Genomic DNA, 24,331 nt, shown 5'->3' with positions numbered 1-24,331 from the left:
TTTAATTGTTAGTGCTAAATGTACACAAAGTAAACATTAAGCACTAAACATTAAACATCATCTCATTACATTGGCATACAACCATGCTTCTTGGCTGGCAGGTTCTGACGCTTGGTAGCGAGCTGAGCCAAACCGCGGCAGATGCGGAAACGGGTGTTGCGTGGCTCGATGACGTCATCGATGTAGCCATACTGAGCTGCCTGATAAGGATTAGCAAACTTGTCAGTATACTCCTGCTCCTTCTCTGCCAGGAATGCCTTCACGTCCTCGCCGGCTTCCTTCTTAGCCTTGGCTTCCTTGCCACAGAGAACGGCAACGGCACCGCTGGCACCCATTACGGCAATCTCTGATGATGGCCAAGCGAAGTTCAGGTCGGCACGCAACTGCTTGCAGCCCATCACGATGTGGCTACCACCATAGCTCTTACGCAATGTGATAGTGATCTTTGGCACGGTAGCCTCGCCGTAAGCGTAGAGCAACTGTGCACCATGAAGGATGACAGCATTGTACTCCTGACCTGTACCTGGCAAGAAGCCTGGTACGTCTACGAGAGATACGATAGGGATATTGAAAGCATCGCAGAAACGTACGAAGCGGGCTGCCTTACGGCTGGCATTCACATCGAGTACGCCAGCGTATGCTGATGGCTGGTTGGCAACGATACCTACACTCTGACCATTGAAGCGGGCGAAACCAGTGATGATGTTCTTGGCAAACTTAGGCTGAACCTCGAAGAACTCGCCGTTGTCGGTCACAGCGCCAATCACCTTATACATATCGTATGCCTGGTTAGGATCCTCTGGGATAATCTCGTTCAGAGAATCGTCCATGCGGTCGATAGGGTCGGTGCACTCTACACGTGGAGCCTCCTCTGTGTTGTTGCTTGGGATGTAAGAGAGCAGGCTCTTAATCATTTCGATAGCCTCTTCCTCTGTCTTGGCAGCGAAGTGGGTTACACCACTTTTGGTAGCGTGAACCGAAGCACCACCGAGGTGCTCTGCATCGATATCCTCACCAGTTACGGTCTTGACAACCTTAGGACCAGTCAGGAACATGTAAGAAGTCTGCTCCTTCATGATGATGAAGTCGGTCAAAGCTGGAGAGTAAACGGCACCACCGGCGCAAGGACCCATGATAGCTGAGATCTGTGGGATAACACCTGAAGCAAGGATGTTGCGCTCGAAGATCTCGCCATAGCCGGCGAGTGCGCAGATACCTTCCTGAATACGTGCACCACCTGAGTCGTTCATACAGATAACAGGTGCACCCATGGTCATTGCCATATCCATCACCTTGCATATCTTCTGTGCCATAGTCTCAGAAAGCGAACCACCATTTACGGTGAAGTCCTGAGCATATACATATACCAGGCGGCCAGCGATAGTAGCACTACCAGCAACCACACCGTCGCCAAGATACTGCTTCTTCTCCATACCGAAGTTAGTGCAGCGGTGCAACTTGAACATGTCATACTCCTCGAAGCTGCCGGCATCTACCAGCATTTCGATACGCTCACGAGCTGTATATTTGCCACGTGCATGCTGCTTCTCGATGGCTTTCTCGCCACCGCCAAGACGAGCCTGTTCGCGCTTGGCGATCAGCTCCTTAATCTTTTCTATTTGTTTGCTCATAATTAATTATTATGTATAGTTTTCTTTTCTTTTATAGTGGATGTAGGCGACAGATGCGCACAAATCGGTGGCAAAGATACGAAAAAAACCGCAGATAGCACGCTATCTACGGTTAAATATTTAGAATTCTATTAAAATACGTCCATTTATCTGTCTTCCTGTCAGATAGTTGGGCACGGCATATTGCTGATTGGTCACATCTGTCACCCAGTAGTAGCTGTTCACATTGTCGATTCCGAAGAGGTTGAGACAGTCTACACCCAGCCATATATCTTTGAGGAACGATTTCTTTGTTCGCTTGGTGTTGTCGTAGAGCAGGTAGCTCATACCGATGTCTGCTCTTCGGTATGAGGTGGCCCTGAAGGTGTTGGTCTCCAGTTCGCGGTGAGGAGCCGAGAAAGGCAGTCCGTCGGCGAAGGCCAACTTGAGTGACATGCGCCATCGGTCACTTCCGGGGAAGTAGTCGGTGAAGAAGAGGTTCATGGCGTACCGCTGGTCGGTAGGCAATGGGATGGACTTGCCGCCCAACTTCATCTTGGTATTCATGATGGAAAGGCTGATCCAAGAGTCGGTGCCTGGCACGAACTCGCCGTAGAGTTTGAGGTCGAGTCCGGCTGCATGTCCGCTTGCCTCATTGTTGCCGTAGTAGGTCACCTTCACGTTGTTGACAGAATAGGGCACCAGATTGCTCAATGCCTTGTAGTAGGCTTCTGCCGAGAACTTGAATCGCTGGTTGGCCATGCGGAACCGGTAGTCGTAGCCTGCTATGAAGTGGATGCTTCGCTGGCTCTTTATTTTCTGGTTGAGTGAGGCGATGGTCATTCCGTTGACGGTAGAGGTGTCTCTCAGTTCCTTGAAGAATGGTGCCTGATAGTATAGACCTGCTGCCAGACGGATGGTGGTGTTCTCGCTATAGGCTGGAATGATGCCCAGCGAGATGCGTGGACTGAGGATGGTTTCCTTGTTAAAGCTCCATTGGCTCAGGCGTACACCATAGTTGAGGGTGAAATGCGTATGTCCTCCCTTGCTGGCAAAGCGGTAGGTGTCTTGCAGATATGCCTCTATGCGGTGGGCGTCGAGGGTGTTGCGGGCTTTGAGCGAGTAGATCATCATCAGGTCTTTTCCTGTATGTGGCACGCTGTAGCCGGCGCTGTCGCGCATTTCGTATTCCACAGAGTTCTCCGATATGTGTTCTTTCTTATAGGTGAAGGCTGCTTCCATCTCGTGGTGCTGCGCCTTGTGTCTGAACATCAGCTTGGCACTCAGTACACGGGCTGTCAGATAGTTGCGTGCATGCTCAAAGTAGGTGCCAACACCCAGATTCTCACTCGTTTCGGTCTGGTCGAGCCAGTACTGGCTCTGAATGTCGTATTTCTCCTGTTCCTTGGTATAGAAGGCACTTCCTATCAGCGACAGGTTGGTCTTCGTACCGAAGTTGCGCGTGATGCCAAGAGTTCCGAAGTAGGTGATGAAGCGGTCTTTCTCGTGTCCGTCAAAATACACCTTGAAACTCTTCACATTCTCCATCGTTCCAAAGGTGGTCTCTCTGTTTTCGGGCTCAAAGTCGTAATGGTTGTCGGATATGTAGCCTATGAGGTCGAGTTTCCATCTCTTGTTGGGAGTATAACTCAGATAGGTCTGGTAGTCGAGGTATTTGGGCTTGTACTCACCCTTGGTTTCCATCGATCCGAGCAGGTATGAGTTGGTCTTGTATCTCACGCTGTTGAGCCACGACAGTTTCTTGGTTCCCAATCCTATATAGGCATCAGCGCCCAGCATACTGGCAGCCAGACTTCCTTCTACAATCTGTTTCTTGCCTGCCTTGGGCTTCAGGGTCTTGTAGGTGATATCGAGGGCCGAGCTCATCTTGTCTCCATATTTGGCAGCATAGCCTCCTGTAGAGAAGCCTATCTTGTCTACCATATAGGGGTTGATGACCGAAAGACCCTCTTGCTGTCCGCTTCGTACCAGGAACGGACGGAATACTTCCACATTATTAATATATACAGAGTTCTCGTCGAAGGCACCGCCTCGCACATTGTATTGTGATGACAGTTCGCTGTGGGTGCTCACACCTGCCTGTTGCTGGATGAGGTTCTCCACAGCATTGCCACTGGCAGAAGGTGCCATCTTGGCATCTTTGGTCTTCAGTTCCTGGGTCTGACTGGTCTGAATCTTCTCGCCAGTCACCTGCACCTCGTCTATCATATTATCTTCGGTATGCAGCACTATCTGCAGGGTCTGTTTTCCCCTTGGACGTCGCAGCACACGGGTCTTTGTCTTATAGCCTATCATCGAGAACTTCACCACCACACTGTCTGCCGACATGAGTTGCATGGAGAATTCTCCCTTGAGTGATGTGAAGGCTATCTTGCCTTGCTTGGCTACCGACACAGTAGCCAGTTCCACGGGGTTCATGTCCTGGTCGGTCACTCTTCCCCGGAGCGTAAAACTTTGAGCCACAGCCTGTATGGCGGCGACTGTCATTATCGTGAATATTAGAAAGAAACGTTTCATTATTCATAAAACGCAGAAAAAGACTTTTTATTATGATGCGTGTCTCGTATTTTTTTCGTAATTTTGCAGCCAGATTTCAGAATAGGTATTACAACATTAAGAAATTCGTTATTATTATGTCAACAATTATTTATCCGTCACCTATATTTGGTCCCGTCAACTCCCGTCGTTTAGGAGTATCGTTGGGCATCAACCTCATGCCTTCCGACGGCAAGGTATGTTCTTTCGACTGTCTGTATTGCGAGTGTGGCTTCAATGCCGACTTCCGTCCTCACAAGAAGCGCCCCACACGTGAGGAAGTACGCACAGCCCTTGAGCAGGTACTGGCACAGCGCAAGGCCAACAACGAACCCCTCGACGACATGACCTTTGCTGGTAATGGTGAACCTACAGGGCATCCCGATTTCCTGGGCATCATCAAGGATACCATAGCGCTGCGCGACAAGTATTTTCCCAAGGTGCAGGTGTCGGTACTGAGCAATGCCACCTATATCTATAAGCCTGAGGTGCGGGAGGCTCTTATGTTGGTGGAGAACAACATCCTGAAGCTCGATACCGTGGATATGGACTATATCCGCAAGGTGGACCGTCCGCAGCAGCCTGCTTACGATGTGGAGGATGTCATCCGTTATCTCAAGATGTTTGATGGACATGTTATCATCCAGACCATGTTTATGCATGGCGACGGAACCGACAATGTGAGCGAGTACTATGTGGCACCCTGGTTGGAGGCAGTCAAGGACATCCAGCCAGAAAAGGTAATGGTCTACACCATCGACCGTGAAACTCCCGACAAGCTTTTGGCAAAGGCTACTCACGAAGAACTCGATGCCATCAAGGCACGTGTGGAGGCGTTGGGTATCAAGTGTACAGCCAGCTATTAATCAGCATACATATACGATGAAAGCAAAAAGCAATATTCTGATTATTAGCGATATGTGTGGTTATGGCAAGGTGTCGGCAGCTGTGCAGATGCCCATCCTTTCCTATATGGGTCACGATGTGTTCAATCTGCCCACCATGTTGATCAGCAACACCTTTCCTTATGGCAAGTATGCCGTGATGGAAAGTACTTCGTATATGAAGGACGCCATGCAGAAGTGGGACGAGTTGGGAATTCATTTTGATGCCATCACCACAGGCTTCCTTGCCTCTGAGGAGCAAGCCAAGATGGTGGCGCATTACTGTCGTGAACAGGCAGAGCAGGGGACGGAGATATTTGTGGACCCAGTGATGGGCGACTATGGTCGCCTTTATTCTGGAGCCAACGAGGGTACCGTGCGGTGCATGCGGGAAATGCTGGGTGTGGCTCATCTTTGCTTTCCCAACTATACCGAGGCCTGTCTTTTGGCAGATGTGCCTTATAAGGAGGAGGGAATGACCGAAGCTGAGGCTTATGTCCTTGTCGACAAGTTGCGGGCATTTGGCTCGCAGTCGGTTCTCATCACTACTTGCATTGTCGACCAGCAACATGCCGTGGTCGGCTACAATCACTTTAACAATGAGCATTTTCTGCTTCCTTACGAGGAAATACCGGTACAGTTTCCTGGTACGGGCGATATTTTTTCGAGCATCATTGTAGGAAGGATGAGAGACGGAGACAGTCTTCGTCATGCCACCCGCACTGCCATGGATATTCTGCGAAACTGGATTGACATCAATAAAGATAATGAGGACAAGAACCGTGGCATTCCCGTAGAGCGCCATCTTTCCGACTTGTAACGTAAACTATTATTCTGTGCAGATAGTTTTTTCTGCTGTGTAGACAGAATAGTGTTGTGATTCGCGCGCTATATATAATAAGGTGTAGATCTTTCGTTGGGTTCAATACATTATTGAACCCTGCGAAAGTTAGGCGCGTTGCAAAATGCAATCGTTTGCATGGCAAAAAGGGGAAAAATCTTTGGTCATTTGGATCATTTTCTGGTATTTACTATAATTTTGTACCAGCAAATGAAAATAATACCAGATGTCAGGATAAGTACATTCGAATAGTTTTTAGCAGTGTTTTTTAAAGGTAATATAATAAATTAGGTTTTTGATATAATATAGGAACGTTTTTCGTAAAGTCAAATGAGCAGAGTAAAGCTTACTTTCACTCTGGCATGACGTGAAAAGGTGCGCTTATGCGACGTTTCGGAAATTTGGTTTGTCGTGAGACAAACCTTTTTTTGTTCTTTCATTAAATACAAATTGATGAAAGGGTATTCTAAGTCAGCTGTGTATGTGTATACTTATACAGTATAATTATGCGATAATTGCTAAAAAATAATTATATAACTATGAAAAAGTCGTCGGTCAACTGGAAAAATAATTTTTCCCAACTGGGTGATTTTTTCAACTCAACTAAGCTAATCGTATTCCTGAATATTTATTCATGAATTTCCCTTGCTGTTGTTGCTTATACAGTTGCCTGAAGACAGCGGCGAGTTGCCATCCAAAAAGTTTGATTCTCGGAAGAGTGTATCTTTTCACTCGAGAAAAGTGTTGATAGTGATGAGGGAGGGGGATAAATAAAATAGCCTCGGGATTTCCGAGGCTATTGAGTGGATATGGTTTGTTGTTATTTTGCAGATTCAAATTCGCGGAGGAAGCGGGTATCGTTCTCAGAGAAGAGACGAAGGTCGCTGACGCGATATTTCAGGTTGGTGATGCGCTCCACACCCATGCCGAAGGCATAGCCGGTATAGACATTGCTGTCAATGCCGCATGCATCGAGGTCGTGAGGATCTACCATACCGCATCCTAAAATCTCTACCCAACCGGTATGCTTGCAGAAGTTGCATCCCTTACCGCCACAGATGTTGCATGAGATGTCCATCTCGGCACTTGGTTCGGTGAAAGGGAAGTAACTTGGACGCAAACGTATCTTGGTGTCTGCACCGAACATTTCGCGGGCAAAGGTAAGAAGCACCTGCTTCAAGTCGGTAAAACTTACATTCTTGTCAACATACAAGCCTTCTACCTGATGGAAGAAGCAGTGTGCACGGGCACTGATGGCCTCGTTGCGATATACTCGACCTGGGCAAAGTACACGGATAGGAGGCTCGTGAGTTTCCATATAATGAGCCTCGTCGCCAGAGGTATGGCTGCGCAGGAGGATGTTCTTGGTGACATCATTGGGATCGCTCTGCTCGATGAAGAAGGTGTCTTGCATATCGCGGGCAGGATGGTCGGCTGCAAAGTTAAGCATGGTGAACACGTGCTTGTCGTCGTCAACCTCAGGTCCGTGATAGAGCGTGAAGCCCATACGAGAGAAGATGTCTATGATTTGATTCTTGACAATCGTAAGAGGATGGCGGGTTCCCAATGCTACAGGGTAGGCTGTACGGGTCAAATCGATGTCGTCACTTGAGGCTTCAGCCTCTTCGAGCTGCTCCTTCAAACCATTGATCTTGTTTTGGGCAACCTGCTTCAACTCGTTGATCTTAACGCCAATAGCCTTTTTCTGATCGGCAGCCACTGTACGGAAGTCTGCCATAAGGGCATTGATTTCGCCCTTCTTGCTTAGGTACTTGATGCGAAGCTGCTCCACCTCTTCGGCATTCTTTGCTGTCAGTGCGCTGACTTCCTTCAATAGTCCTTCTATTTTCTCTAATAACATATTTCTAACTTAATTAAGTCTAATTTGTGTGCAAAGATAACATTTTTCGGTTGAAATATGAAATATCTCAAAAGAAATGTGTACTTTTGCATGCAAAAATTTGAGAAAAACAGGTTGGTTTATGAAAAAACTTTCTTTTATTGCCGTCTTCATGGCGGCACTGACCATCATTGGATTTTCTGCAACAGGGTGTTCTGACAAAAAACCGGCTGCTGTTGCAGATTCCGCAAATACTGACACCTTAGTGGCAGACACACAGGCTATGGACTCTACTGAGGCTCTGATAGAGGAAACTCCTATGCCCAAGGCGGCTGATGAGTTGTTTGATGACTTTATCTTTAATTTTGCCGCCAACCGAAAGCTTCAGTTGAAACGTGTACACTTTCCTCTGCCTGTCTACAGACACGACAAGGTAGTGAAGACCATTGACAAGCGTCATTGGAGAATGGAGCATTTCTTTATGCGACAGGATTACTATACGCTGATATTTGACAACCAGCGTCAGATGAATCTTGTAAAGGACACAACTATCGATCATGTGGTGGTAGAGAAAGTGTTCTTCAGAACGAAGACGGTGCAGCAGTTCCTGTTCAATCGTATCAATGGTCAATGGATGATGACTTCGATTAATTACAAGCCGATGTATGCCAATATGAATGCCAGCTTCCTGAAGTTTTATGGATCTTTTGCTTCGGATTCCACCTTCCAGTCGCAGCATCTGCACAATCCTGTGAAGTTTGTTGGTCCTGATCCTGATGATGACTTCAGTACGATGACGGGTGATATCGAACCGGAAACATGGCCTGCCTTTGCTCCCAAGTTGCCTAACGGGATGATATACAACATCATTTACGGACAGAAATATACGGAGAGCAGCCAGAAGATATTTGTTATCAGAGGTATTGCCAATGGAATGGAAACTCAGCTTACTTTCCGTCGTGTGAAGGGCAAGTGGTTGCTGATGAAGCTGAATATGTAGTAGAGAATACACCTCTTTATATATAATAAGGTATATAGAAATGAAAGATATAAGAAATTACAGCTTGTTGGGGCACAACACATTTGGTATTGATGCCTGTTGCCGTCGATTTGTGGAGTATGCCTCTGTAGAAGAGGCTCAGCAGATAGTCGCCTCCTTGAGTGAGGCAGATGAACCTTTGTTGCTCTTGGGCGGTGGCAGCAACCTGTTGCTTACGCAGGATTATCCTGGCACCGTGCTTCACTCAGCCATTCTTGGTGTTCGTGTTGTAGCCGAAGAGGGAGACAAGGTGTTCTTGGAATGTGGCAGCGGTGAGGTATTTGATGATGTGGTGGCTTATGCCGTCAAGCATGGATACCATGGAGCAGAGAATCTTTCGCTTATTCCAGGTGAGGTGGGTGCCAGTGCTGTACAGAATATTGGCGCCTACGGAGCAGAGGCCAAGGATATTATATATAAGGTGGAAGCGGTGGAGGTTGCCACAGGAAAAGTGGTGTGGCTGTCGAACGAAGACTGCGGATATGGTTACCGACAGAGTAGATTCAAGCACGAGTGGCACAACAAGTATCTTATCACGCATGTGGTATATGAGCTTTCGCGTACTTTCGTTCCTTCGCTCGAATATGGCAATATCAATTCCGCTCTGGCAGCCAAAGGTATAGAAAAACCTACAGCAGAAGAGTTGCGCCAGGTGATCATAGAAATACGCCGAGCCAAACTGCCCGATCCTGATGTGCAGGGCAATGCCGGCAGTTTCTTTATGAATCCTATTGTTGGCAAGGGTAAGTATGACGAGTTGGCTGCCCTGTATCCGGGAATGCCTCATTACACCATAGATGCCGAGCATGAGAAGATACCGGCAGGATGGATGATTGACCAGTGTGGCTGGAAAGGTAAGAGCCTTGGACGTGCCGGAGTGCACGACAAACAGGCACTGGTGTTGGTAAACCGTGGCGGAGCTACAGGAGCGGAAGTGGTGACGCTTTGTCGTACGGTACAAAAGGATGTGAAGAACAAGTTCGGTATAGACATCTATCCCGAAGTGAATATATTCTGAAGAATACACAAATAAGATATGTTGAAGGTAACACTGTTAGGAACGGGTACCTCGGGTGGGGTGCCTGCTTTGGGCTGTGAGTGTGACGTGTGTCGCAGTACTGATCCTAAGGACAAGAGGCTGCGGAGCGCTGCCATGATAGAGACAGAGAGCACCCGGCTGCTGATAGATGCCGGTCCGGATATCAGGCAGCAGATGCTCAGAGTGCCTTTCAGAAAAATAGATGGGTTGCTGATTACCCATAAACACTATGACCATGTAGGGGGAATAGACGACCTGCGTCCTTTCTGCAAATATGGTGATATCAATATCTATGGTGACAAGGGTGTGACGAAATCGTTGCCTGTTACTATGCCATATTGTTTTCCTGCCTCTTCTAAAGAACTGTATCCTGGTGCTCCCAAACTGCAGTTGCATACCATCGAGCCCCATCATATATATAAAATAGGTGATATAGAATGGATGCCTGTCAAAGTGATGCACGACAAAATGCCCATCCTCGGATTTCGTTTTGGCAAGTTTGCTTATATCACGGATATGAAAACTATACCTGACGAGGAACTGCCTTACCTGAAAGGCTTGGAAGTGCTCGTTGTCAATGCCTTGAGATTCGATAAACCGCATCACAGTCATCAACTGGTGGACGATGCCATCCGCTTTGCGATAAGGATAGGAGCCGAGAAAGTGTACTTTACCCACATGACGCATGATATAGGCTTACATGATGCTGCCAACAAACGGCTGCCGAAAGGTTTCCAGTTTGGTTATGATGGACAGGTAATTGAACTGTAAGGAAGATGCAAGGAAAAAGCGCTAAAAGTGTTAAAAAATGGCTGTTGCCGAGCATGAGAAAAACTTTAACTTTTGTTAGCAGTTTGTAAGTTGTTGATTGTTAGTGGCTTACAAAATAGTTACAAAAAGGCCCTAAAAAAAGTCACAAAAAAAAGAACAACGTATTAAAAAAATACTTACCTTTGCATCGTTTTAATAAACAAATGATTGTTTTACAGATTTAAAAAGCAAAGAAAATGAAGAAATTAGTTTTGATGTTCGTAGCTATTGCAGCTATCTCTTTCGCATCTTGCGGTGGTAACACAAAGTCAAATGCAAACTCTGCAGATTCAGTTGATACAACAGCTGTTGATTCAGCTGATACTGTAGCTACTGTTGACTCAGCTGCTACTGATTCAGTTGCAAAGTAATTAAGTATTAGTATACTTAACGAACGAAAAATGAGAGAAACACCGCTGGACCTATGGTCTGGCGGCTTTTTCGTTTATATACACCAAACTCTTTATATGATAGACACAAGTGCATTTCAAGGCAAAAAGGCTGCTTATTATACTTTAGGTTGTAAACTTAACTTTTCGGAAACCTCTACTTTTGGAAAAATGCTCGAAGACATGGGCGTGATAACTGCCCAAAAGGGAGAGCGTGCAGACATCTGTTTGATCAATACCTGCTCGGTGACAGAAGTTGCCGATCATAAATGCCGTCAGGCTATACACCGAATGGTGCGACAGAATCCTGGCGCTTTTGTTATTGTTACGGGTTGCTATGCGCAGCTTGAATCGGAGAACGTAAGTAAGATAGAAGGTGTTGACCTGGTATTGGGTGCTAATGAGAAGGCGCATCTGTTGCAGTATCTCAGCGATGCCTGGGCACAGAAGTTCGCTTTTGAGTCAGGACTGGAAGAAGTTGGTGTGAATGCGCTGCATGAACATCACAGCGTGAAGACCAAGGACATCAAGACTTTTCAGCCTTCCTGTTCGCGTGGTAACCGTACACGCTATTTTCTGAAGGTGCAGGACGGCTGTAACTATTATTGTACCTACTGTACCATTCCTTTTGCACGAGGCAACTCGCGCAACCCAAGTATTGCTTCGTTGGTTGAGCAGGCTGGGCAGGCTGCAAGCGAAGGAGGAAAGGAAATCGTGATTACTGGTGTCAACATTGGTGACTTCGGACAGACTACCCATGAGTGTTTTCTTGACTTGGTAAAGGCGCTCGACCAGGTGACTGGTATTCAGCGTTATCGTATATCAAGTCTGGAACCAGACTTGTGTGACGACGACTTGATAGCTTATTGTGCTGAGAGCCGTGCCTTCATGCCGCATTTTCATATCCCCTTGCAGAGCGGTAGCGACGAGGTGCTGAAGCTGATGCACCGCCGTTACGACAAGGCTCTCTTTGCCCATAAGGTAAACCTTATCAAGGAGAAGATGCCCAATGCCTTTATTGGTGTGGATGTGATGGTGGGCTGTCGTGGTGAGACTCCTGAGTGTTTTGAGGAATGCTATGAATTTCTGAAGAGTCTGCCTGTCACACAGCTTCATGTGTTCCCATATTCGGAACGACCAGGTACTGCAGCTCTGCGTATCCCTTATGTGGTAAGCGACAAGGAGAAAAAGTTGCGCTCTAAGCGTCTGCTCGAACTGAGTGAAGAGAAAACCCAGGCTTTTTATGCCCAGTATATAGGAACGGAGGCAGAGGTACTCTTTGAGAAAGCGCCACGTGGCAAGGCCATGCATGGCTTTACCAAGAACTATGTACGTGTGGAACTGTCGCCGGCTTTGGCAAAGGAAGAGTATGACAACCAGCTTATCAAGGTTCGTCTGGGAGATTTTAATTATGATAAGACAGCCCTTAAGGCTGAGATTCTTTAGCGATGAACTATTACAACGACTTTGGCTCCTGGATACGTACTCAGTTTCCCTTCAGAGTGCAAAAGATATCTATAGACGCTGGGTTTTCCTGTCCTAACAGGGACGGGAAAATATCCAGTGGCGGTTGTACCTATTGTGACAACCGGACTTTCAACCCAAGCTACTGCAATCGCAAAAAGACAATCACCGAACAGTTGGAAGAAGGCAAGCGCTTCTTTGGCAGGAAATATCCTGATATGAAGTATCTGGCTTACTTCCAAGCTTATACCAACACTTATGCCTCGTTAGAAGAGCTTCGCAGAATGTATGAGGAAGCACTTCGGGTAGAGGATATAGTGGGAATAGTCATCGGGACGCGTCCAGACTGCGTGAGCGAGGAGTTGCTGGATTACTTGGCAGAGCTGAACAAACGCACCTTTGTACTGGTGGAGTATGGCATAGAAACAGCCAATGATGAAACTCTCTTACGAATTAATCGCGGTCATGACTTTGCCTGCAGCAGAAAGGCGGTGGAGCAGACGCATGTCCGGGGAATATTGACAGGAGGACATATTATTATCGGCCTTCCCGGCGAGGATGCTGAGGAGAGTCTGCGTCAGGCTCCTATTATATCTTCGTTGCCTCTTGACATACTGAAAATACATCAGATGCAGGTTATCAAGGGCACCCGTCTTGCTCAACAGTATGCAGAGCATCCTTTCCATGTATATACGGTAGAAGAGTATATAGAAGTCATAGTGGGGTATATTAAGCTTCTAAGAAAAGATCTGGTGCTTGAACGTTTTGTGAGTCAGTCGCCTGCAGAACTGCTGATTGCTCCCAAGTGGGGACTGAAGAACTATGAGTTTACCAATTTGCTCAACAACAGATTAAAGCAGGAAATGGAACGTTTTCGTTAAGTCAAATGAGCAGAGTAAAGCTTGCTTTCCCTCTGCCATGACGAGAAAAGGTGCGCGTAAGCGAACGTTTTCGTTAAGTCAAATGAGCAGAGTAAAGCTTGCTTTTCCTCTGCCATGACGAGAAAAGGTGCGCATAGGCGAACGTTTATCATTATAAAAACTTAATTATTCGGCACAGATAAGCTGTTTGTGCTTAATAATTTGTATCTTTGTCGGTTGATATGGCAAAGGTAGCAATCGTTATATTGAATTGGAACGGACAGAAGATGTTGGCAAAATATCTTTCTGGCGTTGTGGAATATTCCAGACAGGATGCAGAGGTATGGGTGGCTGACAATAGTTCCACCGATGGCTCTATGCATCTGTTGGAGACACAGTATCCACAGGTGAAGACTATAGTTCTGGAGCAGAACTTTGGTTTTGCGGAAGGTTACAACCAGGCCCTGAAGCAGATAGAGGCTGAGTATTATGTATTGTTGAACAGCGATGTGGAAGTGACACATCATTGGCTAACTCCGCTCATCGAGTTTATGGACAGTCATCCGCAGGTGGCAGCCTGTCAGCCTAAACTGTTGGCAGAATACGATAAGGACAGCTTTGAATATGCTGGTGCCTGTGGTGGCTTTTTGGACAAATATGGTTATCCTTTCTGCAGGGGGCGTATCTTTGAGACTGTGGAGAGGGACAACGGACAGTATGATTACCAGCAGGAAGTGTTGTGGGCTACAGGTGCCTGCATGATGATACGTGCCAAGGACTATTGGGATGCCGGAGCGCTTGACGGTCGTTTCTTCGCACACAATGAAGAGATAGATTTGTGCTGGCGCCTGCGTCTGATGGGGCGCAAGATATACTGCATACCAGAGAGTGAAGTATATCATGTCGGTGGTGGTACGTTGCCAAAAAGCAATCCTATGAAGACATTCCTTAACTTCAGAAACAATCTGACTATGCTTTACAAGAATCTGGATGACAGGGATCTGCAGCATGTGATGTTCATTAGATGGTTTCTGGACTATCTGGCTGCATTCGAGATGTTGATTCTGAAAAGAAACTTGGGCGACTTCAAAGCTATATTCAAGGCGCGAAGGGCTTTCAAAGTCTGGCGTAAGGATTTTGATGAAGACCGCCAGCGAATACAGTCGGGTAGGGTTGAAGGTGTTGTCCCGCAAGTGTATGAAGGCTCGATATTGTGGCAGTACTATGCCAAGGGGAAAAAAGTCTTCTCGAAATTGAGCTTCTGACATTCCTGTGGCTTGAACTTTCGAAAATCGATAAACAAACTACAAAATAAAATCTAAGATGAAGAAAAAACTATTCATGTTGCTGGCTGCGTTTCTTTGTTTAGGAGCGCAAGCTCAGGCGCCGGTCCATGTGACGGTGACCAATCCTTCAAAAGAGGCACGTAAGGATGTGCCTGTGGTTATTGATATCCGTCAGTGGGGAGATGTCAAAAAGGCTGTAGTAACAGTAGACGGCAAGGAGGTGCCTTCGCAGTTGGATGACATCGACCGTGACTGTGTGAACGATGAGTTATGCTTTCTTGTCGACCTTGACAAAAAGGAAACCAAGGAGGTCAGCGTGCAGTTATTGCAGGAAGGTGACCAGACTGCCTATCCTGCCCGTACCTTTGCCGAACTGGTATTGCCAAGCCGAAATAAAAAACTGGCTAAAAATGCGCAGGATATCTATATGCGCAGTATCTCATTTGACAAGAAGACCAAGGATCCTTACCATTATGTCCACTCCCATGGCGTCTGTTTTGAAAGCGAATTGGTAGCCATGCGTGTGTACTTCGACCATCGACAGACTATCGACCTATATGGCAAGGTGAACAAGGGACTGGTGATTCGTGATACGCAGTTTTATCCTTCTGAGGAACAGTTGAAGGGTGGCTCGGGTGATGACTGCCTGTGGGTGGGCAATACCTATGGCTTGGGTGCCCTCCGTGGCTGGGATGGAGAGAACCAAGTATTGCTGACCAATGTAATGTACCAAGAACAGAGAGTTATCTCGGAAGGTCCTGTAAGAGCCATTGTTGAAGTAGTAGACAATGGCTGGACTCCAGCTCCAGGACTCAAACCTGTCAATGCCACCATACGTTATACCATCTATGCGGGGCATCGTGATTTTGATGTCGACGTGTTCTTTAACAAAGATGTGTCGGATTATCAGTTTGCCACAGGATTGATCAATGTGAAAGGTTCCAGCGAATATACTGACGGCAAGGGCTTAAGAGGCTGCTATGGCAGTGACTGGCCAACGGGCAAGGATGACGGCAAGCACAAACTGGAGACAGTGGGCTTGGGTATCTATGTGCCGCAGGCTGCGCTGGTGAAAGAGATGCCTGCCAATAAAGACTGCTACACACAGGTGGTTCGTCCTTCAGGCAACAAACTGAGTTACAAGCTGGCTTATACCAGCGCCAATGAGACCTATGGCTTCAAGGGTGAGAAAGAGTGGTATCGATGGTTGAAAGACTGGAAGAAACTGAACGAAGAACCTGTGCAAGTGTATTATAATATACGATAATGACTACACAAAAGGGCAATAATGAGCAAAAATACACCAAAATTGTTCATTATTGTTCTTTTTGTTTAAAAATATTAGTAAAAACACTTTGTTTTTATCACATTTTTTAGTATTTTTGCACACGTAATGTTAATAGATAGCGACAAAGTGAAAAATATTTTTAAATATATGGCATTCATGGCGGTGACGCTTCTTCTTTGTTCGGCTTGTGAACTCAAGTTTAAGCCGAATGAGGAAGCAGAGGCTGCTGTACTTTCCGTACAGCGCTATGATCGTCTGGAAAGTCGTTATCTGACAACAGGAGATTTCTCTGCCTTGCAGCAGATGAATACCGATTATCCGATAGAAACACGTACGTTGATAGAGAAGATGCTTCAGTTGGGCACGATTACTGATGCCAATATCAGCAATCGGTTTCTGATGTTCTATCAGGACTCTACTCTGCAGGCGCTTATTGCCGATGCTGAGGCTGAGTATGCCAATATGGATGATATCAACCAGCAGTTGAAGGAATCGTTTGAACGTCTGAACGCCTGGATGCCAGAGTTGCAGCAGCCTTCTTTCTATGCACAGATAGGAGCGCTCGACCAGAGTATCGTGGTGGGTGAACACTCTGTAGGAATTTCGCTTGACAAGTATATGGGCAGCGAGTATCCGCTATACAAGAAATTTTATACAGCCCAGCAACGGGCTACCATGTCACGAACTTATATTGTTCCGGATTGCCTTACCTTCTATCTGTTGAGCATTTATCCTATGGATGATTTTGATAATCGTTCGCAGCTTGACCGAGACCTTCACATGGGAAAAATCATGTGGGTGGTGAATAAGGCGATGAACAAGGAAGTCTTTACCACAAGTTATGTAAAGACCATCAGCAGTTATCTGAAGCGTAATCCAAAGATAACCGTACGGCAGTTGCTGGAGTGCAAGGATGATTCGCCTATCAAGGCATTGCACAAAGACTGATTATGAAGAAACTTATTATATTTATAGCAACCTTTATGATGGTGTCATCTATACAGGCAGCTGAGAAGTTGGACTTGGAGGATATTACTTCGAGATGTTTTACAGCTTCTTATGTCAGCGGAGTGAATCCGATAGAAGGCACCGACCTGTATGCTTCTATCAGCAACGATGGAAGTCAAATCGTGAGTTATTCGTTTAAGACTGGCAAGCAGGTGACAGTCTTGTTTGATGCCGCAGCATGCAAGGCTCCCTTTGAGTCGGTAGATGGTTACGAACTGAGTCCTGACGGAAAGCGAATGCTCATTCTTACCAAGCGTAAGAGTATTTATCGCCGTTCTTTTACAGCAGAGTATTTCATTTACGACATTGCCAGCAAGTCTTTGCTCAAGTTGTCGGATGGAGAGAACCAGCAGGTGGCTACATGGTCACCAGACTCCCGCCATGTGGCTTTTGTAAGAGAGAACAATCTTTTTATCACAGATGGTAAGAAGGAGGTACAGGTTACAAACGACGGCAAGTTCAATGAAATCATTAATGGTATCCCAGACTGGGTGAACGAAGAAGAGTTTGGTTTCAATAAGGCTTTTGCTTGGAATGCTGACGGAACTGCACTCAGCTGGATTCGTTATGATGAGTCGAAGGTGAAGACTTACTCCCTGCAGTTGTTCTGCGGTCAGAAGCCTGCCTTGAAACAGTATGCCGATTATCCAGGTGAATATTCCTATAAGTATCCCAAGGCTGGTCAGGACAACTCTGTGGTGAGCCTTTGGAGTTATGATGTGAAAGCCGGCAAGACAGTACGCATGAATGTACCTTTGGCTTCGGACGGTTATATTCCTCGCGTAAAGCAGGCTCCTGATGCCAAGAGTATGATAGCCTTTACGATGAACAGACATCAGGACGAACTGAATCTTTATTCTTTCAATCCTTTTACGGGTGAGGCGAAGCTGGTGATTAAAGAGAGTGTGCCCAAGTATGTGAAGGAAGAAGTGGTGGAATGGACTCGTGTAGGCAATAAGTACATCTTGCTGCCCAGTGATCGCGACGGCTTTATGCATCTTTATCTGTACGACATTAAGGGGAAGTTGATTCGCCAGGTAGAAAAGGGTGATTATGAGGTGACTGATGTATATGGCATGAATGAGAAAACGGGTGATATATATTTCCAGTCAAGCATGTTGAGTCCGCACGACAGACAGGTCTATGTGGCACATGCCAACGGCACGACCGAAAGACTTACCGATGCACGTGGAAACAATGCTGCCATATTCTCGGGTGATTATCGTTATTTCTTCAATACTTGGAGCAGTTACAGTCATCCTTATGTCTTCACCTCGCGTACCAATCGTGGAAAGGTGGTAAGAGTGTTGGAGGACAATAAGGAGTTGCTCGACAAGGTTGCCCAGTATAATTGGGGAAAGCGTGAACCTTTCTCTTTCACCACATCCGAGGAAGTGAAACTGGATGGATGGATGGTGAAACCAGTAGACTTTGATGCCAACAAGAAATATCCCGTTATACAGTTCCAGTATTCTGGTCCGGGTAACCAGCAGGTAAAGGATGCATGGAGTACAGGAAGTATGGGTAATGGAGGAGCCTTCGACTATTATCTGGCCCAGGAAGGATATATTGTCGTTTGTGTAGATGGTCGTGGCACTGGAGGCAGAGGAGCAGCCTTTGAGAAATGTACTTATCTCAGACTGGGTGACTTAGAGGCAAAAGATCAGGTAGAGACAGCTCTTTATTTAGGCGGTCTTCCTTTCGTAGATAAAAACCGCATCGGTATCTGGGGATGGAGCTTTGGTGGATTCTGCACACTGATGAGTATGAGTGAGGGCCGTCCTGTATTCAAGGCAGGTGTTTCTGTGGCACCTCCCACCAACTGGCGCTATTATGACACGGTGTATACTGAGCGCTATATGCGTACACCTCAGGAGAATGCCGCTGGCTATCTGACCAATCCCATAGAGCGTGTTGACAACTTGCATGGAGCTTTGCTTATGTGTCATGGCATGGCTGATGATAATGTTCATCCACAGAATACATTCGAGTATGCCGAGGCTTTGGTTCAGGCAGACAAGGACTTTAAGGAGATATATTATACCAATCGTAATCATGGCATATATGGAGGCAACAGCCGCAGACATTTCTTGCGCCAGATTGTGAATTGGTTTAACGACAATATGAAATAAAGACGATTAGAGTATGAAAGCTAAGAACGGATTCAATCTTCGTACTGTTTGTGGGGAAAACATTCTCGTGGCAGAAGGCGAGGAGAATATTGATTTCAGCAATATCATCAGCATGAATGAAAGTTCTGCTTACTTGTGGAACAGCATTCAGGGAAAAGACTTTGAGGTGAAAGACCTGGTTGATCTGTTGATAGAAATGTACGAGGTGGATGAGGAAACTGCCACTCGTGATGCTCGGCTGTTGGTAGACCAATGGAAACAGGCTGAGATAATAGAATAAGGTGTAAATTCAACGTATAAAAGAAGAAGTGAAGGAGTTTAGAAAATAGATTCTTTTCAACTCTTTCACTTATACTACTTGTATTACATGATTCCGAAAATCGGAATCCATATCTTGCGATAAAAGGCCAGCAAATACCTTCGGCAAGGCGACAAGGCAGTCCAGATGGCAGAGTAGATTCTCCATTTCCTGCCGTCAATTCTGTCGAGTGTTTGATGGCTTTTTCTGTAGAATCCCACAGCTATAGCCTTGATGTCTTTCATCTTGCAACTTTCTGTTGTGAGGTTTCCGTCGCCCTTCAGTGTGACGTCCTCGCCCTCAATTTTGATGATGCGATGCAGTACATAGTGGCGAGGACTGATTTCTGCCAATACAGGCTCACCGATATTGTATATCTCGCGTTTGGCAAGCAGGGCTTTGTCGCGCTTGTCTTCCAGGAACGGACGCATGGAAAAGCCCCTGAGCTGCAGGGTGACAGTGTGTCCCTCATTAAGCAACTTAATGATTTCGGGCAGTAGTTGCGCATTAGGAAACTGTATTTCCGTTACTTGTAATGTAGTCTCTTTCATCATATAAAATCTTATACAGAATGGGGTTATGCTTTTCTGATGGCTTGGTTGCATACAATGGCAGCCTCGCGATTGGGAAGGCAGTGCAAGGTGTAGATATCCGACAGCTCAACAAGATGGCTGATGGTATTGCAGATATTGTTGAAAATATCCAGATCCCATTTCATAGAAGAACAAGATGGCAGTATGGATGCAAAGGCTTCTGCTGGTGATAGCTTTTCCACATAGTTCTTTTGTGCGCGGTCTATGCGGGTGATGGCACCGAGTTTTGCTTTTACGTTGCGATAGCATGGTGTCTTTCCGCTCCAGGGACTACCATATATATAAGGTGTATCGTCTATGATTCGTAGGATAGGGTTGTCGTCGTTCATCAAGTCGCACCCCGACAGATAGCGCAGCCACATGCTCACCTGTGTACTCTTTCCCGTTCCGCTCTTGGCAATGAAGGCATAGCCATATCCGTTTTGCCTTACAAGTGATGCATGCAGCAAGAGTGTTTCTATCTTGCTTCCCGCAAAGGCAAAGATGAGCATCAGGGCATTGTTGAGTCCGAATTTTCGCATGTTGTAGTTACCGTTCAGTGCGCATTGGCAGTCGCTGAAGTCTTTATTGGTCAGCAACAGGCAGCAGTTGGCACCTTGTATGTCCTTGATGATGTACTGGTATCCGCCATTGTCGAGTTTATCGACGATGGTGTTTCCATTTCCTGTATCAAAGGCTCTGATGCGTTTGCGTTTTTCCTTTGGGTAGGGGCTCAGGGTATCGTCAACCGAGAGTTGAAAAAAAAGTTCACCCTTCAGATTTTTCTCTCTGAAGGGTTCTAATGATGGGATAAGATGCATGCCGTTGAATGGTGACTCGGCAAAGCAGATCTTGATGTCGAGTTCGGCTATGCTAAAGAAGTTCTCATTTTGCATTACGCTTCTTTTTCTTTTGTTGTTTCAGTGCGTCTTTTGCCTTAATCTTCTTGGCTGGCTTCTGAGCCACCTCTTCGTTGATCTCATAGTCGGGCTTAATACCCGAGAATATGAAACGGTCCATACCGATGATTTTAACCTGATATTTTGGTGCTGCATCCTCTATCATACCGCTTTTGTTTTTGGATTTCTTGGGTTGAGCGGTATAGCTGTTGCGCATTTTGTTATATTTCTTGGTCAGCTTTTTCAGGTTTGTGCTGTAGCTTACCATGCAGGTGGGGTGTTTGTAACCTTCTCCCTCTAAATAGTCGCGCAACTGGTAAGAGTAATCTTCTCTGCTTACCAGGAAGTGGTTCTTGCTGTTGAGCCAGGCAGAGTCTACTGCCTGCACATCGGTGAAGCATACGATAGAATCGTTGAACGATGATGCAAATCCAAAGATATAAATTCGCTTCATCTCGTCTTTGGCCTGCATGCTGACAGCGATAAGCAAAGTGGCAGCAATGGCTGCAAATACTGATTTTCTAAGTTTCATTTTCTGTTTCTTCTGTTATGGATATTGCTTACTGGCCTAAGTAGGTCTTCAGCGTTTTACTTTTCGTGTTGTATCTCAGCCTGCGAATTGCCTTCTCCTTAATCTGTCTTACTCTTTCGCGGGTGAGGTTGTATTTGTCTCCAATTTCCTCGAGGGTCATTTCTTGCATGCCGATGCCAAAGAAAGCTTTTATCACTTTCTGCTCTCTGTCGTTGAGAACATCGAGCACTCTTCCTATCTCTGTTCGTAGCGATTCCTGATCGAGTACGTTGTCGGTAGAAGGTGAGTCGGTGTTGGGCAGGAAGTCAAGCAGGCTGTTGTCCTCGCCGTCGGCGAAAGGTGCGTCCATGCTTACATGGTGCGTATTGATCTTCATCGCCTCTGCGATCTTTTCCTCGGGAAGGTCTATGCGGTCGGCCATTTCTTCCACACTGGGCTTGCGCTCGTTTTCCTGCTCAAACTTGTTCAGTTCGCGGGCGATACGATTGACACTTCCCACCTGGTTGAGCGGGAGGCGTACGATGCGGCTTTGCTCTGCTATGGCCTGCAAAATGCTTTGTCTAATCCACCATACAGCATAAGAGATAAACTTAAATCCTCTTGTCTCGTCATATCTTTCGGCTGCTTTTATCAAGCCGAGGTTTCCCTCGTTGATGAGGTCGGGTAAGCTCAGACCCTTGTTCTGATATTGCTTGGCGACGGAAACGACAAATCTAAGGTTGGCCTTCGTCAATCTCTCAAGTGCTTTGCGGTCACCCTTTTTGATTTGTTGAGCCAGTTCCACCTCCTCATCTGCTGTGAGAAGATCCTGGTGCCCAATTTCTTGAAGGTATTTTTCAAGTGATGCACTCTCTCTGTTGGTTATCGACTTTGATATTTTCAGTTGTCTCATGGTTAGCATTATTTTTTGTTCGTAGATGCAAAAATACGCTTTTTTGTCGATATGTGCAAAAAAAATAGCAGATATTTGAGAAAATATCTGCTATTTTTTTATTTATAGAACTGTTTTACTTATTTATTATCATTTCTCAGGCTTGTTCTTGCCCCTCAATAATTGACTTTGTTTTACTTAGTCTTTCTGAAGAGGCACGGCGAAGTATGACTTCTTGCCTGTAGGCCATACACCCTGAATGTAGAGTACTGGCTCCTTGCTTGTGGATGCACTCTTTACTATCTTCTGCAAGTCATCGAGCGTGGTGATGTTGGTATCATTTACACGCTGGATAATAAGTCCGCGCGAAATTCCGGCATCCTTGAGTGCGCCAGCTCCAACCTTTAATACCTCCAGACCATATTTGATGCCAAGTTCTTTCTTTTGTGCTTCTGTCACAGGACGGAAGGTTCCACCCAATACATCCAGATCGGCACTCTTGATGACCGAAGTGTTGCCTTGAGCATTTTTGAGTGTGATGCTCTTGGTGTAGCTCTTCTTGTTGTGTAAGTAGGTGATAGAGAGTTTGTCGCCAGGGCGTTTGCCGTTGAGGGCTTCCTGGAGTTCAGCCATCTTGGTCACCTTCTTGCCGTCTACCTTGGTTATGATGTCACCTTCCTTCAAGCCTGCGTCGGCTCCGTTTCCGTCCTCATCCACTTTGGCAACATATACACCTTCATTGGTGCCTAAATCAACTTCTTTGCCATTTTCCTTCTGCGAGTTGATGTAGTTGAGCACATCGCTTCCCTGAATGCTGAGCATCACGCGCTGTACACTGCCATATTTCTTCAGGTCGTCTACTACCTTATTCATTATAGAGGTAGGAATGGCGAAACCATAGCCTGCGTATGAACCTGTCTGCGAATAGAGCATGGCGTTGATACCTACCAGCTCGCCCTGTGTGTTGACCAGTGCACCGCCTGAGTTTCCTGCATTGATGGCGGCATCAGTCTGTATGAAACTCTCCACACCGTTGGCACCTAACGAGCGAGCCTTTGCAGAGATGATACCTGCTGTGACAGTGTTGTTCAGACCGAAAGGATTGCCTACTGCAATGACCCATTCGCCAACCTTGACGTTGTCGCTGTTGGCAATAGGAAGAGTAGGGAGGTCTTTCGCGTTGACTTTTATCAGGGCAAGGTCTGTACTTTTGTCTGTACCAATGATGCGTGCAGAGAATTCGCGGTTGTCGTTGAGTGTTACCGTCAGTTCGTCAGCTCCTTCTACCACGTGGTTGTTGGTGACGATATATCCATCGCTGCTGATGATGACACCAGAGCCTGTAGCCTCTCTCTTGGGAGTCTGCACTTTCTGTTTGCGTGTTCCGCCTTGTCCACCGCCAGGGTTGCCAAAGAAACCGAATGGATCGAAGAAATCTCCAAACGGATTGCTTTGAACATCTACTGTCTGTACCTTTGAGTTCTGTACATATTTGATATGGACAACTGCTGGCAGAGCCTTTTCGGCAGCATAGGTTAAATCTACTGGTTGACCAGGAGCGGCCGAAGTCACTGATGGTGCGGCTGCATTGACTTTCATGAATGCGCCTGCTGAGAATGCGAGTGAGCTGATGCAGAGCACAGCCAAAACATATTTGCTTACTTTTCTCATAATGTATAATTTTTTGTTGTTAATTTTAATGTTTGCTTTGTTGGCGTTGCCAACTTTTCATTTCGGTTGCAAATATAGGTGCAAAAAACGAGAAACAGTCAATTATACATGTATTTTTATCCCGTTTTAACATTCTAAATTAACATATTAACGGCTCTTAAACAAGAATGTGCCTAAATTTACAAATATTCAACACTTTGCTTGATATGCATAGTTGTAAATATGGAATTAATATTTTGTAAATTGCAAAAAACTATTAACAAAACAGTCTTGCTAAAGCCCTTTTTGTGTACTGATAAGAGGGCTTTTGTTATCCTTATAGGTAGGGTGTTCAAAATCCGTTTAAAATCCGACGCATTTTTTACCTATGGTATTGATGCGTTTCACTGCCAAATTTGGAGAGAGGTTTGCATTAGTCCATTCTTTAATGTGCCGATGTCTT

21 protein-coding genes are annotated in these 24,331 nt (G+C 46.1%); 13 read left to right on the top strand and 8 right to left on the bottom strand.

What is annotated here, in order from left to right; translation table 11 throughout:
- Nucleotides 1–65: 65 nt before the first annotated feature.
- Together P3T48_RS11565 and P3T48_RS11560 are read right to left on the bottom strand one after the other, a co-directional pair.
- The gene (locus P3T48_RS11565) at nt 66–1,631 is read right to left on the bottom strand and encodes an acyl-CoA carboxylase subunit beta (RefSeq protein ID WP_022252633.1); all 1,566 of its coding nucleotides are present in this window, start codon (nt 1,629–1,631) and stop codon (nt 66–68) included.
- A 120-nt stretch (nt 1,632–1,751) separates the two neighbouring features.
- Complete coding sequence (locus tag P3T48_RS11560) at nt 1,752–4,148, bottom strand: TonB-dependent receptor (protein WP_276506803.1); 2,397 nt, start codon at nt 4,146–4,148, stop codon at nt 1,752–1,754.
- 116 nt (nt 4,149–4,264) lie between these two features.
- Here P3T48_RS11560 and P3T48_RS11555 point away from each other — a divergent pair, with 116 nt between their 5' ends.
- Together P3T48_RS11555 and P3T48_RS11550 are read left to right on the top strand one after the other, a co-directional pair.
- The gene (locus P3T48_RS11555; protein ID WP_276506802.1) at nt 4,265–5,032 is read left to right on the top strand and encodes a radical SAM protein; all 768 of its coding nucleotides are present in this window, start codon (nt 4,265–4,267) and stop codon (nt 5,030–5,032) included.
- A gap of 16 nt (nt 5,033–5,048) precedes the next feature.
- A complete protein-coding gene (locus P3T48_RS11550) occupies nt 5,049–5,870 on the top strand; it encodes a pyridoxamine kinase (protein ID WP_276506801.1) in 822 nt (273 codons plus the stop codon).
- 841 nt (nt 5,871–6,711) lie between these two features.
- Here the strand turns inward: P3T48_RS11550 and pheS are convergent.
- Nucleotides 6,712–7,752: a phenylalanine--tRNA ligase subunit alpha gene (gene pheS, locus P3T48_RS11545; RefSeq protein WP_022252638.1), complete on the bottom strand. Its 1,041-nt coding sequence runs from the start codon at nt 7,750–7,752 to the stop codon at nt 6,712–6,714.
- Between the two features lie 121 nt (nt 7,753–7,873).
- Between pheS and P3T48_RS11540 the strand changes: the two genes are divergently transcribed.
- The 11 genes from P3T48_RS11540 to P3T48_RS11490 all read left to right on the top strand — a co-directional run bounded on the left by P3T48_RS11540 (nt 7,874) and on the right by P3T48_RS11490 (nt 19,326).
- Entirely contained in the window at nt 7,874–8,731 is an 858-nt protein-coding gene (locus tag P3T48_RS11540; RefSeq protein WP_276506800.1) for a DUF4348 domain-containing protein, read from the top strand.
- 40 nt (nt 8,732–8,771) lie between these two features.
- Nucleotides 8,772–9,788 carry a UDP-N-acetylmuramate dehydrogenase gene (murB, locus tag P3T48_RS11535; protein WP_276506799.1) on the top strand — a complete coding sequence of 339 codons (1,017 nt, stop codon included), beginning with the start codon at nt 8,772–8,774 and terminating at the stop codon, nt 9,786–9,788.
- Between the two features lie 21 nt (nt 9,789–9,809).
- Nucleotides 9,810–10,580: an MBL fold metallo-hydrolase gene (locus P3T48_RS11530; RefSeq protein ID WP_158463005.1), complete on the top strand. Its 771-nt coding sequence runs from the start codon at nt 9,810–9,812 to the stop codon at nt 10,578–10,580.
- A 236-nt stretch (nt 10,581–10,816) separates the two neighbouring features.
- Nucleotides 10,817–10,990, top strand: a complete 174-nt coding sequence (locus P3T48_RS11525; RefSeq protein ID WP_276506798.1) for a PG1828 family lipoprotein — start codon at nt 10,817–10,819, stop codon at nt 10,988–10,990.
- Between the two features lie 96 nt (nt 10,991–11,086).
- On the top strand, nt 11,087–12,454 hold the full coding sequence (gene mtaB / locus P3T48_RS11520; protein WP_276506796.1) for a tRNA (N(6)-L-threonylcarbamoyladenosine(37)-C(2))-methylthiotransferase MtaB: 1,368 nt from the start codon (nt 11,087–11,089) through the stop codon (nt 12,452–12,454).
- Nucleotides 12,455–12,456: 2 nt separating this feature from the next.
- A complete protein-coding gene (gene mnmL / locus P3T48_RS11515; RefSeq protein ID WP_022252644.1) occupies nt 12,457–13,353 on the top strand; it encodes a tRNA modification radical SAM protein MnmL/YtqA in 897 nt (298 codons plus the stop codon).
- A 221-nt stretch (nt 13,354–13,574) separates the two neighbouring features.
- On the top strand, nt 13,575–14,597 hold the full coding sequence (locus P3T48_RS11510) for a glycosyltransferase family 2 protein (protein ID WP_276506795.1): 1,023 nt from the start codon (nt 13,575–13,577) through the stop codon (nt 14,595–14,597).
- A 58-nt stretch (nt 14,598–14,655) separates the two neighbouring features.
- Nucleotides 14,656–15,885 carry a DUF4861 domain-containing protein gene (locus P3T48_RS11505; RefSeq protein WP_276506794.1) on the top strand — a complete coding sequence of 410 codons (1,230 nt, stop codon included), beginning with the start codon at nt 14,656–14,658 and terminating at the stop codon, nt 15,883–15,885.
- Nucleotides 15,886–16,053: 168 nt separating this feature from the next.
- On the top strand, nt 16,054–16,854 hold the full coding sequence (locus P3T48_RS11500) for a gliding motility protein GldB-related protein (protein ID WP_158463004.1): 801 nt from the start codon (nt 16,054–16,056) through the stop codon (nt 16,852–16,854).
- Nucleotides 16,855–16,856: 2 nt separating this feature from the next.
- Entirely contained in the window at nt 16,857–19,046 is a 2,190-nt protein-coding gene (locus tag P3T48_RS11495) for a S9 family peptidase (RefSeq protein ID WP_276506793.1), read from the top strand.
- Between the two features lie 13 nt (nt 19,047–19,059).
- Complete coding sequence (locus tag P3T48_RS11490) at nt 19,060–19,326, top strand: PqqD family protein (RefSeq protein WP_022252649.1); 267 nt, start codon at nt 19,060–19,062, stop codon at nt 19,324–19,326.
- 83 nt (nt 19,327–19,409) lie between these two features.
- Here the strand turns inward: P3T48_RS11490 and P3T48_RS11485 are convergent, their stop codons facing one another.
- The 5 genes from P3T48_RS11485 to P3T48_RS11465 all read right to left on the bottom strand — a co-directional run bounded on the left by P3T48_RS11485 (nt 19,410) and on the right by P3T48_RS11465 (nt 23,889).
- A complete protein-coding gene (locus P3T48_RS11485; RefSeq protein ID WP_158463003.1) occupies nt 19,410–19,895 on the bottom strand; it encodes a peptidase S41 in 486 nt (161 codons plus the stop codon).
- A gap of 26 nt (nt 19,896–19,921) precedes the next feature.
- Nucleotides 19,922–20,812, bottom strand: a complete 891-nt coding sequence (locus P3T48_RS11480; protein WP_217757370.1) for a hypothetical protein — start codon at nt 20,810–20,812, stop codon at nt 19,922–19,924.
- On the bottom strand, nt 20,802–21,347 hold the full coding sequence (locus P3T48_RS11475; protein ID WP_276506791.1) for a hypothetical protein: 546 nt from the start codon (nt 21,345–21,347) through the stop codon (nt 20,802–20,804). Before P3T48_RS11475 ends, P3T48_RS11480 begins: the two co-directional genes overlap by 11 nt.
- Before the next feature lie 28 nt (nt 21,348–21,375).
- The gene (locus tag P3T48_RS11470; protein ID WP_276506790.1) at nt 21,376–22,239 is read right to left on the bottom strand and encodes a sigma-70 family RNA polymerase sigma factor; all 864 of its coding nucleotides are present in this window, start codon (nt 22,237–22,239) and stop codon (nt 21,376–21,378) included.
- Nucleotides 22,240–22,416: 177 nt separating this feature from the next.
- The gene (locus P3T48_RS11465; RefSeq protein WP_276506789.1) at nt 22,417–23,889 is read right to left on the bottom strand and encodes a trypsin-like peptidase domain-containing protein; all 1,473 of its coding nucleotides are present in this window, start codon (nt 23,887–23,889) and stop codon (nt 22,417–22,419) included.
- Nucleotides 23,890–24,331: the final 442 nt, after the last annotated feature.

Source organism: Segatella intestinalis, assembly GCF_029348455.1.
GTDB lineage: Bacteria > Bacteroidota > Bacteroidia > Bacteroidales > Bacteroidaceae > Prevotella.
This window is presented reverse-complemented; position numbering and strand designations above follow the sequence as displayed.